Here is a 14215-nt window from a genome sequence, read left to right on the forward strand (position 1 = left end):
GGGCGTGCGCCCTCTGATCTCATCATCCGGAGGTTCGCCATGTCTCTCGTCGTCAATGACTCCTGCGTGGAGTCGCTTTCCGCTGTCGCAGCCCAGCATGAGGACTGGATCATCCAGCAGGCTATCGCGCTGCTGGAGAGACGGATCTTCAAAGTCGGACCGTGCCTCAGCCGACCGGCCGCCGTGCGGGACTACCTGCGTCTAAAACTGGTCGCTGAGCCCAACGAGGTATTCGCAATCGTTTTCCTGGACAGCATGCACCAAGTGTTGGCCTACGAGCCGATGTTCAGGGGCACGATCAATTCGACTGCGGTCTATCCCCGTGTCGTCGTGCAGCGTGTATTGGAGCTGAAAGCCGCCGCAGTGGTCTTCGCGCACCAGCACCCCTCGGGTGTCACTGAGCCGTCGAGCGCCGATCGTGCGCTGACCCAGCAACTGCAGGCAGCGCTGGCGCTGATCGATGTTCGGGTACTGGATCACATCATCGTTGGCCAGGGGATTCCGTACTCCTTCGCGGAGCACAGCTTGCTGTAGCGCATCGTTCATTGATCACAACGGGGGCTTCGGCCTCCGTTTCTTCCTTGCCTCGAAGCAAGCAGGTATGCGGGGTGTCCGCGATGCGCATTGTTTGTGGGGCTGCACCGGATTCGGCGTTTGACTATGGCCCTGATCAACTTCCGGGGCACGTGTCATGCCAGCATCTTTTCCCAGGTTCGCGCCAAGCTGGCGAGCCCTTGGCCTGGCCGGTGCACTGCCGGTGTCCTTGGGTGTCTTCAGTCCGGCCACATTCGCTGCCGATGTGCTGGTCATCACCGACAGCCGCCATCCGGTCAAGACCATGGGCGGCGAGCGGCTGATCGAGCTGGACGAAGCGCACCGGATTGAAGCGGAGCTTTCTGCGGAACTGCCCGCCGAACCCGAGCAGGCGACCGCCATCGTCAAGCGCCGACTGAACAGCGGCGGCACCGATCTCCAACGCCGCATCGCTTCCGCCTACCAGGGCGTCACCGACGCATGGAGCCTGGGCATCACCAGCATCCCGGCCGTCGTGGTGGATCAACGCTACGTCGTCTATGGCGAACCGGATGTGGCCCGCGCAGTCGCTCGCATCGAGCAGCACTGGAGGGCCCAGCCGTGACCCGCCCATTCGACCTGATGCGCCGCCTGCGTGCTGGCGTGGCGTCCGTTCTGCTGCTCAGCGCCACGGGCAGCTACGCGCTCAACACCGCAACCATCGTCGGCTCGGTGGCATCGCCAGACTGCCTCGAATACCGCGTCGTCGGGATCTGCTACTGGCTCTACTGCACCTGGACGGGCTGTACGGTACGCACGTCCATCAAGGTCCGCCACTACATCCCCGATGCGGTCGTCTCCAGCTACAGCAACACCGGCGAAAACCCCTGGATCGAAGTCCGGCCGATGAGCACGCCCAACCCATCCGCCCAAGCCGGCGGGGACGGAACGACGAACGAGGACCACGAAAACAACCTCGCCAAGTTCAAGAACGCGGACGTCATCGGGCACCCGGGCGTCGAGGTGTTCAACCAGTTCGTGTCGTCCTCGGGCTACTTCTGCGAGGGTGCGGGCACGGCGTTCATGCCGTACTTGCTAGGCACCCTGGACACGCTGGCCTGGCGCTACAACGTGCCCGAGATGGCCTACCCGGAGGCGCTGATTCCCGGCATGCGTGAGGTCGGCGCACGCACCACGATGAACCTCTGGGGCAACGTGTATCCCCGCGGGGGTTTCCTGCACCAGACCGACGACCACAAGGCCAGTGCAGTGGTGGCCCAGCGCGCAGGCGATGTCGTCACGCGCCGGGGGCAGATCCACGTTTATCAGCCGCTGCTCGCCAACTCCCGCGATGGCTACTGGCCGGCTGGCGCGCTCATGGAGAGCGATGCCTCGACGGGCAAGTGGCAGGAACTCACGCCAGTCCTGTCCTCGTCCTGCTCGGTCTTCCCGCGCAGCGGCGCCCTGACACAGGCCCGGCAAGGCGATTACGCCTGGGCGCTGTGGCGGCCCTATGCGTGCTGCGAACGCCGGGGCCAGGTGTTTCTCGGCAGCGTCGATTTCCTCTGAGGTGGTGCCATGAAGTTCCGTCCTGCATTCAATCCGTTCTCCCGCCGGGTACGTCGCACGAGGATCGTCCTGGCGGTGGCCGGTGCGCTCGCGCTGACGAGCGGTGTGGCCTGGAGCCAACTGGGCTACCAGACCGGCGGCAGTGTCATCGGCGATGACGTCATGTACTCGATCGGCGGCGGAAACGCCGTGTCGATGGGACGTGCGGCTGGCATGCGCTCTCTCGGGGTCGGCGTGGGCTGGAACAGCAACTTGATCTGCGGTGACATGAGCATCCAGACCACGTTGAAGAATCAGCTCAACGGCGTCACCAACGGCTTCCAGCAAATCATGTCATCGGTGATCCAAAGCGCCACCAGCGCGGTGGCGTCGCTGCCGGCACTGATCATTCAGCGGGCCGATCCCGGCCTCTACAACCTGCTCACCAATGGCGTGCTGCAGGCACGGCTCGATTTCGACCGCTCCAAGCTGACGTGCCGTGCCATGGCGGAGAGGATGGCCGAGACGGCGGGCGGGCAGCTCGGCTGGAGCCAGATGGCAGAAGGCTTGGCGCTGCGCGATGCGGTGTCGAGCACGGATGCGGTCTCGGCCATCGAGCAGGCCGAGACGCGCCGCGGCAATGACGGTGTGCCGTGGGTCGGGGGCAGTAACGCGGGAGGCTCCGGCCAGCCCGCGATCAAGGTTGTCGGCGATGTCACCCGCGCCGGTTACAACCTGGTCAACGGCCGCGGCGTGACCGATACGTCGTCCATCGCACCGACCAGTTGTAGCAGTCTCTCGTGCCAGACCTGGACCTCGCCGCAGGCCGCCGTCGAGTGGGCCACGCGCGTACTCGGCGAGAAGGAACAGCGCACTTGCGATGCCTGCACCAAGACCGAGACGACGCCCGGCGTAGGGCTGACGCCGTTGATCCAGGAAGAATACGACGCCAAGCTGCAGGCGCTCCAGGATCTGGTGTCCAAGGCGAAGAACACGACGCCGGAGAACCTGCGCGAGGCTGGCAGTGCATCGCTGCCCATCACCCGCGGCGTGATCGAGGCGCTGCGTGACGAGCCGGACCAGCACCTGCTGTCGCAGCGCCTGGCGTCCGAGGTCGCGCTGTCCTCCGTGCTGGAGAAGGCGCTGTTGCTACAGCGCACGCTGCTCACGGGCAAGAAAGAGCCCAACGTCGCGGCCAACGAGCTTGCGGTGGAGGCCGTGAACAAGGAGAGCGATACGCTCGACCGCGAGATCCAGAACCTCAAAACGGAACTGGAACTGCGCCGCGAGCTGGCCAACAACTCGCCGATGGCCATCATTCAGCGCCATAGCACGCGCGCTTCGGGTTCGCGCGGCATCTACGAGGGCGATCCGGTGCCCGACCGTCTCGACCAACTCCAGAAGGGCAATCCGGGAGGTCGGCCATGAGCGAGGCTCGCATGACTTGGCGTCCACTACGCTGGCTGTTCAGCCGGCACGCGGCGAAAACCCTGCTATGGCTTGTGCTGGTCGTGGCCGCCGCCGTAGGGGCCAACGTCGCGGGCATTTACCTGGTCGGCAGTGTCGCGGCCTGGGAGCGGTGGGTGGCGGCATCCGCAGGGTATTTCTTCATCTGGCGACTGTGCCTGTACGGCGGTACGGCCTATGGATGGGTCTGGATGCGCCGTCGGCTGCTGGCCCGCGAAGACAGCACGCAGGCGCGACGTCGGCTGATCCGCGCAGAGGTCGCCGGCGTCCTTGCCATTGTGGCGCTCGAAGCCAGCCTGTTGATGCAGGCCGCTTGAGGGGAGATCGAGGCCATGACGCTTTTCACGACCGACTACCTGGAGTACTACCTCACCCTCGTGTCCTGGATCGTCAACAACGGCATCTGGGCCGTGCTGGTGTCCAGCGGGGTGTTTGCGCTGCCCTTTGTGGCGATCGTCATCCAGGAATGGCTCAAGGCCAGAGCGGAGGGCGCCGACGAAGGCAACAAGGGCGTGCTCTCGGCGGCGCGCATCGAGAACCGAGTATTTGTGGCCATCGTGGTCGTGATGTTCGCCGGCATTCCGTTCATCGATGTCGACCTCAACACTATCCAGTACGACAGCTCGCGCTCGGCGCAGTGCCAAGTCAGCGTGCCGCAGCCCGCGCAAACTGGCTGGTCGCAGTCCTTCAGCACCATCAACAACCAGTCGGCGAAGGTTCCGGTCTGGTGGGCTTTCATGCACGCGCTTTCGCGCGCCGTCACGAGCGCCTCGGTGGCTGCGATCCCGTGCGGCACAGATCTGCGGCAGATGCGGATGGAGATCGATGCGACCCGTATCGACGATCCGGTGCTGGCTCAGGAGGTGGCGGATTTCTCTCGGGACTGCTACGGACCGGCGCGCGCCAAGCTGTTCATGCAGCGCCCGGATCTCGATGAGCAGCAGATGCACGACGTGACCTGGATTGGCTCGCGCTTTTTCACGGACACGGGTGGCTACTACGACAGCTACCGCTCCAGTACGGCGCGCGAGGCGTGGCCTTATGACGACACCCGCGATGCTGGGCTCGCGCAGGTTGCCAATGGTGGCGGCTACCCGACCTGCAGGCAGTGGTGGTCCGACGGCAGTAACGGACTGCGCGCGCGGCTGCTGGGGCAAGTGGACCCGAGCCTGCTGAATCGCCTGGCGGGCTGGGCTGGATTCCTGAGCCGGGCCGAGGTGGACGACTCCGTGATCCGCGCCATCGCGTCACCGCGGCAGCAGAAATTGAACCAAGGCAGCGTCTATACGGACTACGGCGGTCAGATCGACAAGACATTGCCCAATGTCGTCAACCGTGCCACCAGCGATGTTGGCTTGGCGGTTGGGGCTCTCGCCGCCTTCCCGGCAATGGACGTAGTGCGCCAAGCACTGCCCATGGTGCTCGCGCTGCTCAAGATGGCGCTCGTGATCTGCATTCCGCTAGTGCTGGTCGTGGGCACCTATGACCTGAAGATGGTCGTCACCGTCAGCACCGTCCAGTTTGCGCTGTTCTTCACGGACTTCTGGTTTCAGCTCGCACGCTGGATCGACAGCACCATCCTCGATGCGCTCTACGGGTGGGGCTTTGGCTGGAACCGGCCGCATACCAACTTCGACCCGCTGGTGGGGCTGAACAATGCCTTCGGCGACATGCTTTTGATGTTCGTCACCGGCACGATGTTCTTGGTCCTGCCGACTTTCTGGGTGGCAGCTCTTGGGTGGGTCGGAGTAAAAGCCGGGGTAATCGCTCAGAACCTGGCTGTCGGTTCCAAGGAAGCACGCGATAGCGCGGGATCAGGCGTGAACAAGGTTACCGGCAAGGTGCTTTGATCGGTCGCCCATTTCAGTCATTGAACGGATCGTTCGGGTCGTGCGGGTCGATCCGCTGACCGCTGGACGAATACAGGCCAAAGCCTGCCTCGCCGTTTCGCAGTTCGTCCGGTTGCGTCCAGCGATCATCATCGACCGTCGAATTGCTGGCCGTCCATGCTGCGGCAACCCCAACCAGAAGCACCAACGCCAGCCAGAATGCGGCGTAGAACAGCAATCCCAGCGCGACCAGCTTCACTACCCATACGAGCACGGTGGCCCCGGCAAGCGGCATCCCCTTGGAGGCGAGCCAACTCGACAACCTTCGCTCGCCGCGCGCATAGGCGCGCCATCCACGGCCAACGCTGCGGCCGAGGCGTTCTGCGGTGCTGATGCGGGTTGTCGTGTTCATGGTCGTCTCCTGCTACATGAGGAATGCCTATTCCAGTTTGCTCCAATCCTGCTTGCTTGCCTGCACCAATACGTTCCAATCGTCTGGCGGATTCCCACGCCCGAGCATTTTCTCGAACACGGTATAGGGATCTGACTTGCTCCCCGAAGACCGCAAGGTCTGCTCATCATTGACCCAGGCGTACACGATGACCTTGGCCTTCGAGTCGTACCGAAAGAACAACCGGAACCGCCTTCCGATCTTGGCCCTTCGCCAGTGCCGGTGGGCCGGCCCCAGGGTGTTGCCCTGGCGGTACTCGTCGCGTGCCGGATCACCGGGCACCACATCTAATATCAACTGGTTCAAGGCCCGGAAGAGCTTGACGTTGGCATTGGACTCGAAGCCCTCCGGGTCGTTCTCCTGCGCGCGCCGTGCGGCTGCGTGCAGCTTCTGCAACTGCTCGATCACACAGTCGTGGAACAGCAATGCCCAGCCATGCCGTTGCATCAGAGTTCCACTTCGCCGTCGATTTCCTCGTCCAGCTTCACGCCGTGACCCGCTTGCTCCAGCATGGCGCGAGTTAGATCCTCGGGCAGGCCATGGACGTTCCGGCCCGCCTCGATGTCGCGGGCCAGCAGACTCAGGAACGCACCGATGGCGGGGTCCTCGTGTTCAGCGTCGGCACGGGTCACGATGACTTCTCCGTCACGCAGGTCGAACGCAACCTTGCCGCCGGCATCGACACCGAGCGCCTGCCGGATGGGCTTGGGCAGCGTGATCTGGCCTTTTGAGGTCAGGGTGGCAATTTCATGAATGGCAGGCATGGCCGTTCTCCTAATAGCGATGCCTCGATGGTAAGGAATATTCCTTACCGTGTCAATATGGGGTCGCATGGCGTCCTCCCGAGTCCAAGAATCGGCCCATCGTAGTGCGGGAACACCAAGCCTTCACGCATCAATCCGGCCCGCCGAACCCCGCATTGGCCGTGGACGGTCAATGCCCCACGCCCTATACCCAAATGGTTAAAGGCCAAAGGGCAGAAAGGGCAAGGGAATGGGGTGCAAGGGGAAAGGCCCTACCTCGAAAAGGCGAAAAGGCCTCCCGGTCGGCCCGCCACCAGGACACTTACATGCTCTCACTGTTCCAGCGAAAACGGCCCCCGGTCGCTGCCGCTCCGTCGCCAGCGCCCGCCACCGATCTTCCGAAAGGGTTGTTGCGGCCCGAGTCGGCTGCATCGCTGCTGGCGACGCCGCGCCGGCAGAAGCTGCTGGAGCACATCTGGCATCGCACATCGCTCTCGCGCAAACAGTTCGCCACCCTGTACCGCATACCGCTGGAGCGCTACGCCGAACTGGTCCAGCAGTTCCCCGCCTCGGAAAGCCACCACCACTCCTACCCGGGCGGCATGCTCGATCACGGCCTCGAAATCGTCGCTTACAGCCTGAAGCTACGGCAATCCCATCTGCTGCCCGTCGGTGCCAGCCCCGAGGACCAGGCGGCGCAATCCGAGGCCTGGACCGCCGCTGTAGCCTACGCCGCGCTGCTGCACGACATCGGCAAGATCGCCGTCGATCTGCATGTCGAGCTGGCCGACGGCAACACCTGGCATCCCTGGCACGGCCCGCTGCTCCAGCCATACCGCTTCCGCTATCGTGAGGATCGCGAATACCGCTTGCATAGTGCTGCAACAGGTCTGCTCTACCGCCAACTGCTCGATCGGCACGTCTTGGACTGGCTCAGTGGCTACCCGGCGCTATGGGCCCCGCTGCTCTACGTCTTGGCCGGACAGTACGAGCATGCCGGGATCCTGGGCGAGCTTGTCGTGCAGGCTGATCGCGCTTCTGTGGCGCAGGAGCTGGGTGGTGATCCGGCCCGCGTCATGGCCGCGCCCAAGCACGCACTGCAACGCAAGCTGCTCGACGGGCTGCGTTATCTGCTCAAGGAAGAGTTGAAGCTGAACCAGCCCGAGGCCTCTGATGGCTGGCTCACCGAGGACGCACTATGGCTGGTGAGCAAGACGGTTTCCGACAAGCTGCGCGCGCATCTGCTGTCTCAAGGCATTGACGGCATTCCCGCGAACAACACCGCCGTGTTCAACGTGTTGCAGGATCATGGCATGTTGCAGCCCACGCTGGACGGCAAGGCGGTCTGGCGCGCCACCGTGACCAGCGCGACCGGCTGGTCCCATTCGTTCACTCTGTTGCGTCTCACCCCCGCCTTGATCTGGGACGCGACCGAGCGGCCTGCGCCATTCAGCGGCACGATCCAGGTGGAGACCGTTACAGCGACGGAGCCACAGATAGAAATAACAGGCGAGTTTGCAGCAGGAGGTGGCGCGGGGATGCCAGCGCCCGCTGCTCCGGCTCAATCCATAACGGCACCATCCGCTGACGGCGTCGATGTGCTGCTTGGGTTGCTAGGCACTGACATGCAGCCCATTACGGAGAGTTTTGGATCTGCTCCCGCAGCATCGATCGGGGATGCGACGCCGCAGATTGTTGTTTCGGAGCAGAAGGTCACTGTTCCGATCATAGCCCAAGTGTCTGGTGAACACTTCATGGGTTGGCTCAAGAGGGCCATCCAAAGCCGCAAACTCATCATCAACGACACACGTGCGCTGGTGCATACCGTGGACGGCACGGCCTTTCTAGTCAGTCCTGGGCTGTTTCAGCGATATGCCCAGGAACATCCGCAGGTTGCCAGACTGGCAGGGCTGGAGAACGTGGTCGATTGGCAGTGGGTTCAAAAACAGTTCGAGCGGTTGCATCTGCATCGCAAGCAGGCGAGCGGCCTCAACATCTGGACGTGCGATGTGACCGGCCCGCGCAAGGCGCGTCGCTTGCACGGCTACCTCCTGGATGCCCCTGCGGAGCTGTTTGAGGAACTTCCGCCAGACAACCCATACCTGTCGGTGCAGGTACGTTCGTCGCGTATCTGACCCGCTTCCAGAGCGCGATCGATGAAGGCTTCGAGACGGCCTGGAAGCATCTCCGGCAGAGGAGTAGCGGAAGTCGAGGACTGATCCGCGTACACAGAATTCTCAATCCGAAGCCTTCAATGGAAATCTACAATCCTCCGAGAATTAGATACTATTCTCTGAATTGTCAGACTTCTTGGAGCAAGGATAGCCAGTATTGTGTAAATTGTGATGGCACATTCCTAGACTAAAATAGTATGGATCTACTAGATCACAAAACACCGCTGACCTCCCGGGAGGCCATCTCCAGTGAGCTCGCTTCGATCGTGGAGCGCTTCTCGCCCATTGATGGCGAGCATCGCGTTGCGATCCCATCACTGACGTTCTGGCGCTTCTCCGCACCATCCAAGGAGGAGTCAGCCTTCAGCAAAGTGGCACTTATCTTCGCCGCGCAAGGAGCAAAGACTGTTACTGCTGGCGATATGAGCTACGACTACGACTCTGAACGCTGTCTGGTCACATCGATTGATATCCCGATCATCGGTCGAGTGACCAAAGCGAGCCGCGAAAAACCTTACCTGTGCTTCTCCTTTGAGATTGACATGGAAAAGGTCGCACATCTGGTTGCTACACGTGAACTACCCCTCCCCGATGAGACCCCGCTCGGGCTCGGCATCAGCGTAGGGGATCTATCGCTGGATTTGCTGGATGCCGCATACCGGCTGGCGAGACTCCTTGACACGCCCAAGCACATCCCAGTACTGGCGCCGTTGATTGAGCAGGAAATCATTTATCGGCTGCTGATGAGCAGTCAGGGGATGCGCCTGCGTCACGCTTTAGTGGCCGACAGTCGCGCTTTCAAAGTGGCCAAGGCTGTCGAGTGGATTAAGGCTCACTTCGATGTACCTATGAGGATCGACGATCTGGCAGAGCACGTAAACATGAGCGTTTCCTCATTGCATCAACACTTCAAAGAAGCGACGGCACTGAGTCCCCTGCAATATCAGAAACGGTTGCGACTCTTCGAAGCGCGCCGTCTTATGCTGAAGCGCGCAAGCGATGTGGGGATCGTGGCTTCGATGGTAGGTTATGACAACCAGTCGCAGTTCCATCGCGAATATAAGAGACTGTTCGGTGCGCCCCCTATGCAGGATGCGATGAGACTTCGAGCGGAGTCTTGAAACACGTCATGCCAACGTGCCAATTAGTCTACTACTTCTCGACTGAGACGCATCTCCAGCTTGCCAATCAGAGTCATGATCTTGAAGCGCGTAGAACCTTGATTGGCCTCTACTCTGCCCAACAGCTGCGCTGCCGGCATAGCACGATCGCAGTTTGGGGCTAGATCTGCCCCATTCCTCCGTCGACGCAAAGGTCCACGCCTGTGATGAAAGAGCTGTCGTCCGATGCGAGGAACAGGGCCGCTTTTGCTGTCTCTTCGGCGTTGCCGAACCTGCCCATCGGAATCTGTTCAAGGATGTACTTGCCGTAGCTCTCGGCCTGCTCGGCCGGGATGCCCATCTTGCCCGCCAGTGGCGTAATGGTCGGCCCTGGGCTGAGGCAGTTCACTCGGATGTTGCGGTGCTTCAGATCAACGGTCCAGCTACGGGCAAAGGAACGGACTGCAGCCTTGGTGGCCGCGTAGACGTTATACCCAGGTGTGCCCTTGAAGTGCGCAATCGATGACGTGAGGATGACCGAGCCACCGTCTTTCAGCAGAGGAAGCGCCTTCTGGACCGTAAAGAAGACCCCTTTAGCGTTGATGTCAAACTCGCGGTTGAACTGCACTTCGGTGATGTCCTCGAAAGGTGCGAGGGTCAGGGCGCCAGCGTTGGCGAACACGATGTCTAGGTGCCCAAGACGCTTGCCGATCTCGCTGTAGAGCCGGTCCAGATCCGCGAGATTGGACACATCGCCCCGCACGCCCATGGCCCGTTCCCCGATTTCCGCGAGCGCTACATCAATTGCGGCCTGGTCACGGCCAGTAATGACGACCTGAGCACCTTCCGCCACGAAGGCCTTGGCGGATGCGAGGCCGATCCCGCTCGCGCCGCCGGTGATGAGTGCGATCTTTCCTTTGAGTTTTCCCATTTTCAACTCCATCGATTTCAATAGACAGAGATTACGAGCAGCAGTACTGTTCCACAATCCAGCACACAGAGAACGGGCTGTTCAGATGCGCTTACCAATGGAGCGGAGTCACCTAGATGGCCTAGTGGTGTTCGTAGCCGTGGCCGAACTCCATGGCTTTCGCGCTGCTGCGCGTCATTTGGGCATCACACCGTCTGCGGTCAGCCAGACCATCCGTGCTCTTGAAGAGCGCGTCGGTGCGCCGCTGTTGTCCCGTTCGACACGCAGCGTCGGATTGACGGAGGCAGGGGCACGCCTGCTCGCCCACGCGCGGCCGGCCATCGAGATGCTGGCGTTGGGCCTGGACGCAGCGGCCGGGCTGGCGGGAGAAGCCAGTGGTCGCTTGCGCATTAATGTGCCTCGTCCCAGCCTGCCGTTGTTGGCGAACCGTCTGCTGCCGGAGTTCCTGCAACGCTATCCCCATGTGCAATTGGAACTGTTCGGGGAGGACGGTCTGGTTGACATCGTCGAGAGAGGCTTCGATGCAGGGATCCGTCTGGGGCAACTGCTCCAGGCTGACATGGTGGCAGTTCCCCTTTCTCCACCGTTGCGCATCGCGGTCGTCGGCGCTCCAGCTTTCTTTCGCAAGCACGGCCTGCCCGATCATCCGAAGGATTTGCACCGGTTTCCGTGCATTCAACTGCGAGGTTCCGAAGGTGCCATTCACCCTTGGGAATTCGCGCTCGACGGCCAGCGCATGAAGGTGACGGTGGACGGGCCGCTGATCGTCAACGACGTGGAGATGAGCATCCATTCGGTACTCAAGGGAATCGGTCTCGCCCAGATGCCGCTGACGCTGGCGATGCACTACATCGCCAAGGCGGACATGCAGACAACGCTGGAGGACTACGCCATCGAAGAGCCCGGGTTGGTGCTCTACTACCCCAGCCGCAATCACGCACTGCCGAAGTTGCGCGCCTTCGCCGAATTCGCTCGCGAACGGATGAGGCGCCCCTTCGGTCCGGATGACTATCTTCCGTCTCCGCATCGAACGTAAGCGATGTCAGAGGCGGCAAGCCCAGCATGGAAGCACGGCACCAGCGCGTGCCCGGAGCCAAGGAGATGCCGGCGAGGCAGCTCTCGGTGCCGGTCACCGAGAGCGTACTCGACAAAGAGGTCGTGCACAGTGTGCTGGCATCCCGGCCAACTCCAGCTAAGTGACCGCACCACTGCTTCAAGGAGCGCAGTCCGACAGAGCGATGACCGGCTAGATTCTCGATGTCCGAAGGATCACTGAATTTCTCCAGGTATCCTGGCGTTGCACAGATGAGCCGTTCGAGGAACGACACCCGCCTAGCGCAGATGTCCCCAGCGTAACGCGCAGTCCACGCCCTCCTGGACCAGGTCGGTCCACCCAGTGACCGATATCGCTCATCGGAAGCTCGATATCCGGGTAGCAGGCTAGGAAGTCCGGCAAGCCTGACAACAGGAAACTTCGCGCCAACGTGCGCTGAACCTCGATTTCGTAGTAAACCCTTGGGCAGCGCACCGCTGAAGGCGCCTTTAGTCTGCGACTTCTCGCTGGCGACTCTCGCCGGGGGGGCTTGACCGGTTGACTGCACGTGGGGCGTTCACAGAGAGCGCCACGTAGAGACAGGCACTCAGCGGGACGCGCCACGCGTCTTGAACTCATTGCTTGCCCAGTCGAGGAACACGCGTACGCGTGGCGACAATTGCCGGTTGCGCGGATAGACGAGCGACACTGGCGCCGACGGCGGCGGCCGTTCACGCAGCACGGCGACGAGGCTGCCGCGCTTGAGGTCTTCATCGATATGGAAGCGCGGCATCTGCGCTAGACCGAAACCAAGCCGTGTGCTGGCCAGATAGCTTTCCGGTCCTGTCACCGATAGCGTGGCCGGTAGCGTGATGCTTTCGTGCGCCTCGCCGCCGGTGAATTCGAGCGGCATCAAGTTGCCACTCGAAATCAGGCGGATGCCCACCATACGATGCCCGGCGAGGGAAGCGACATCGGTCGGCGTGCCGAACTTCTTCAGATAGCCGGGCGTGGCGCAGGTCACGCGTTCCAGCATGGCCACCTGCCGCGCGACGAGATCGCTGTCCGGCAGCCTGCCGTAGCGCAGCGCGCAATCCATACCTTCCTGCACCAGATCGATCCACCGGTCGCTTTCGCTCATCGAGAGTTCGATGTCCGGATAGTGCTCGAAAAACGATGGCAAGCCGGGCATGAGAAAGTGGCGAGCAAGAGTACCCTGTACTTCGACACGCAACTGCCCCTTGGGTTGCGCGCCAAGAAAGGCTCCTTCCGCGTCCTCCAGGTCGTCCAGGATGCGGACGCATCGCTGGTGAAAAGCCTCACCGTCAAGCGTCGGACGCACCACGCGTGTGGTCCTCTGTAGCAGCCGCACACCCAGCCTGGCTTCCATCTCGGCGACTACTTTCGTTGCTGTCGAGCGAGGGATTTCCAAGTCGTTTGCCGCCAACGTGAAGCTGCGCCGCTCCACGATGCGCACAAAGAGCCTTAGTGCATCCAAACGATCCATGACATGTTCCCCAGATTACCCATTGTTCGTCCTCAAGAAATAGTGATGTGCACTTTACACCGATTATCTCTGGCCGGGGAGATCGCATAGTTCTTCTAACGCCGCGATCCCCGCGGCCTGAAAGGAGAACTTCCATGACTACCCCTCAAGAGAAAATTGCCCTAGTGACGGGCGCATCGCGTGGCATCGGTGCGGCCATTGCCCGACGTCTGGCCGCGGATGGCTTCACCGTCGTTGTCAACTACGCCGGCAATGCGACCGAGGCCGAACAAGTGGTCGCCGATATCGAGAAGTCCGGCGGACGCGCGATCAGTGCCCAGGCCGATGTCAGCGACGCGGCCGCCGTGTCGCGCCTGTTCGACGGTGCCGAAGCGGCCTACGGCGGCATCGACGTTCTCGTCAATAACGCCGGCATCATGAAGCTCGCGCCGCTTGCCGATAGCGATGACGCGTTGTTCGATAGCCAAGTCGCCGTCAACCTGAAAGGCACCTTCAACACGTTGCGCCTCGCATCGCGCCGCCTGCGCGATGGCGGCCGGATCATCAACTTCTCCACCAGCGTAATCGGGTTGAGGCTGGAGAACTATGGCGTCTATGCCGCGACCAAGGCTGCCGTGGAGACGCTGACCGCCATCCTGTCGAAGGAGCTGCGCGGCCGTTCGATTACGGTCAACGCCGTGGCACCTGGTCCGACCGCGACCGATCTGTTCCTTCACGGCAAGTCCCCTGAATTGATCGAGCGCATGTCGAAGATGAACCCGCTGGAACGCTTGGGTACGCCGGATGACATCGCACATGCGGTGGCCTTCCTGGCCAGTCCGGCCGGCGGCTGGATCAACGGCCAGGTTCTGCGCGCAAACGGCGGGATGGTCTGATCACGGGTTTCCCCCCACCCGAATTCATAGTCTTTCCTATCAGG

The 14215-nt window shown here is 61.9% G+C and carries 15 protein-coding genes; 10 read left to right on the top strand and 5 right to left on the bottom strand.

Going from position 1 to position 14215, the window contains the following annotated elements; translation table 11 throughout:
• Positions 1-39 precede the first annotated feature (39 nt).
• From LG203_RS06120 to LG203_RS06145, 6 genes are all read left to right on the top strand, one after another.
• A complete protein-coding gene (locus LG203_RS06120) occupies positions 40-534 on the top strand; it encodes a JAB domain-containing protein (protein ID WP_047350887.1) in 495 nt (164 codons plus the stop codon).
• A 157-nt stretch (positions 535-691) separates the two neighbouring features.
• Entirely contained in the window at positions 692-1138 is a 447-nt protein-coding gene (locus LG203_RS06125) for a TIGR03757 family integrating conjugative element protein (protein ID WP_230344943.1), read from the top strand.
• Positions 1135-2082 carry a TIGR03756 family integrating conjugative element protein gene (locus LG203_RS06130; RefSeq protein ID WP_407665360.1) on the top strand — a complete coding sequence of 316 codons (948 nt, stop codon included), beginning with the start codon at positions 1135-1137 and terminating at the stop codon, positions 2080-2082. The genes LG203_RS06125 and LG203_RS06130 overlap by 4 nt, the downstream gene beginning before the upstream one ends.
• A 9-nt stretch (positions 2083-2091) precedes the next feature.
• The gene (locus LG203_RS06135; protein ID WP_230344944.1) at positions 2092-3489 is read left to right on the top strand and encodes an integrating conjugative element protein; all 1398 of its coding nucleotides are present in this window, start codon (positions 2092-2094) and stop codon (positions 3487-3489) included.
• The gene (locus tag LG203_RS06140; protein ID WP_230344945.1) at positions 3486-3845 is read left to right on the top strand and encodes a hypothetical protein; all 360 of its coding nucleotides are present in this window, start codon (positions 3486-3488) and stop codon (positions 3843-3845) included. Before LG203_RS06135 ends, LG203_RS06140 begins: the two co-directional genes overlap by 4 nt.
• A gap of 15 nt (positions 3846-3860) precedes the next feature.
• Positions 3861-5378 carry a conjugal transfer protein TraG N-terminal domain-containing protein gene (locus LG203_RS06145; RefSeq protein ID WP_230344946.1) on the top strand — a complete coding sequence of 506 codons (1518 nt, stop codon included), beginning with the start codon at positions 3861-3863 and terminating at the stop codon, positions 5376-5378.
• A 13-nt stretch (positions 5379-5391) separates the two neighbouring features.
• On the opposite strand, the gene LG203_RS06150 is transcribed toward LG203_RS06145, so the two are convergent.
• From LG203_RS06150 to LG203_RS06160, 3 genes are read right to left on the bottom strand one after another with little or no spacing between them, the layout of a single operon-like run.
• Positions 5392-5769, bottom strand: coding sequence for a DUF3742 family protein (locus LG203_RS06150; protein WP_230344947.1), 378 nt, complete (start codon positions 5767-5769; stop codon positions 5392-5394).
• Positions 5770-5796: 27 nt separating this feature from the next.
• Positions 5797-6255, bottom strand: a complete 459-nt coding sequence (locus LG203_RS06155) for a type II toxin-antitoxin system YhaV family toxin (RefSeq protein ID WP_230344948.1) — start codon at positions 6253-6255, stop codon at positions 5797-5799.
• A complete protein-coding gene (locus LG203_RS06160) occupies positions 6255-6572 on the bottom strand; it encodes a type II toxin-antitoxin system PrlF family antitoxin (protein ID WP_230344949.1) in 318 nt (105 codons plus the stop codon). The genes LG203_RS06155 and LG203_RS06160 overlap by 1 nt, the downstream gene beginning before the upstream one ends.
• Positions 6573-6877: 305 nt before the next feature.
• Between LG203_RS06160 and mobH the strand changes: the two genes are divergently transcribed.
• Together mobH and LG203_RS06170 are read left to right on the top strand one after the other, a co-directional pair.
• A complete protein-coding gene (gene mobH / locus LG203_RS06165; RefSeq protein WP_230344950.1) occupies positions 6878-8686 on the top strand; it encodes a MobH family relaxase in 1809 nt (602 codons plus the stop codon).
• Positions 8687-8922: 236 nt separating this feature from the next.
• Positions 8923-9846, top strand: coding sequence for an AraC family transcriptional regulator (locus LG203_RS06170; RefSeq protein WP_230344951.1), 924 nt, complete (start codon positions 8923-8925; stop codon positions 9844-9846).
• Positions 9847-10006: 160 nt separating this feature from the next.
• On the opposite strand, the gene LG203_RS06175 is transcribed toward LG203_RS06170, so the two are convergent.
• Positions 10007-10756, bottom strand: coding sequence for a glucose 1-dehydrogenase (locus LG203_RS06175; RefSeq protein ID WP_230344952.1), 750 nt, complete (start codon positions 10754-10756; stop codon positions 10007-10009).
• A gap of 97 nt (positions 10757-10853) precedes the next feature.
• On the opposite strand from LG203_RS06175, the gene LG203_RS06180 reads away from it, so the two are divergent.
• Positions 10854-11792 carry a LysR family transcriptional regulator gene (locus LG203_RS06180; protein ID WP_268867356.1) on the top strand — a complete coding sequence of 313 codons (939 nt, stop codon included), beginning with the start codon at positions 10854-10856 and terminating at the stop codon, positions 11790-11792.
• Positions 11793-12396: 604 nt separating this feature from the next.
• On the opposite strand, the gene LG203_RS06185 is transcribed toward LG203_RS06180, so the two are convergent.
• Positions 12397-13296, bottom strand: coding sequence for a LysR family transcriptional regulator (locus LG203_RS06185; protein WP_230344954.1), 900 nt, complete (start codon positions 13294-13296; stop codon positions 12397-12399).
• A 134-nt stretch (positions 13297-13430) separates the two neighbouring features.
• On the opposite strand from LG203_RS06185, the gene LG203_RS06190 reads away from it, so the two are divergent.
• On the top strand, positions 13431-14171 hold the full coding sequence (locus LG203_RS06190) for an SDR family oxidoreductase (RefSeq protein WP_230344955.1): 741 nt from the start codon (positions 13431-13433) through the stop codon (positions 14169-14171).
• Positions 14172-14215 lie beyond the last annotated feature (44 nt).

The sequence above is a fragment of the Methylovorus mays genome (assembly GCF_020531915.1).
GTDB lineage: Bacteria > Pseudomonadota > Gammaproteobacteria > Burkholderiales > Methylophilaceae > Methylovorus > Methylovorus mays.

Excerpts from the sequence above, each read along its gene's own strand:
- LG203_RS06120 (WP_047350887.1), top strand. The coding sequence starts at position 40 with ATGTCTCTCGTCGTCAATGACTCCTGCGTGGAGTCGCTTTCCGCTGTC.
- LG203_RS06125 (WP_230344943.1), top strand. The coding sequence starts at position 692 with ATGCCAGCATCTTTTCCCAGGTTCGCGCCAAGCTGGCGAGCCCTTGGC.
- LG203_RS06135 (WP_230344944.1), top strand. The coding sequence starts at position 2,092 with ATGAAGTTCCGTCCTGCATTCAATCCGTTCTCCCGCCGGGTACGTCGC.
- LG203_RS06140 (WP_230344945.1), top strand. The coding sequence starts at position 3,486 with ATGAGCGAGGCTCGCATGACTTGGCGTCCACTACGCTGGCTGTTCAGC.
- LG203_RS06145 (WP_230344946.1), top strand. The coding sequence starts at position 3,861 with ATGACGCTTTTCACGACCGACTACCTGGAGTACTACCTCACCCTCGTG.
- LG203_RS06150 (WP_230344947.1), bottom strand. The coding sequence starts at position 5,769 with ATGAACACGACAACCCGCATCAGCACCGCAGAACGCCTCGGCCGCAGC.
- LG203_RS06155 (WP_230344948.1), bottom strand. The coding sequence starts at position 6,255 with ATGCAACGGCATGGCTGGGCATTGCTGTTCCACGACTGTGTGATCGAG.
- LG203_RS06160 (WP_230344949.1), bottom strand. The coding sequence starts at position 6,572 with ATGCCTGCCATTCATGAAATTGCCACCCTGACCTCAAAAGGCCAGATC.
- mobH (WP_230344950.1), top strand. The coding sequence starts at position 6,878 with ATGCTCTCACTGTTCCAGCGAAAACGGCCCCCGGTCGCTGCCGCTCCG.
- LG203_RS06170 (WP_230344951.1), top strand. The coding sequence starts at position 8,923 with ATGGATCTACTAGATCACAAAACACCGCTGACCTCCCGGGAGGCCATC.
- LG203_RS06175 (WP_230344952.1), bottom strand. The coding sequence starts at position 10,756 with ATGGGAAAACTCAAAGGAAAGATCGCACTCATCACCGGCGGCGCGAGC.
- LG203_RS06180 (WP_268867356.1), top strand. The coding sequence starts at position 10,854 with ATGGAGCGGAGTCACCTAGATGGCCTAGTGGTGTTCGTAGCCGTGGCC.
- LG203_RS06185 (WP_230344954.1), bottom strand. The coding sequence starts at position 13,296 with ATGGATCGTTTGGATGCACTAAGGCTCTTTGTGCGCATCGTGGAGCGG.
- LG203_RS06190 (WP_230344955.1), top strand. The coding sequence starts at position 13,431 with ATGACTACCCCTCAAGAGAAAATTGCCCTAGTGACGGGCGCATCGCGT.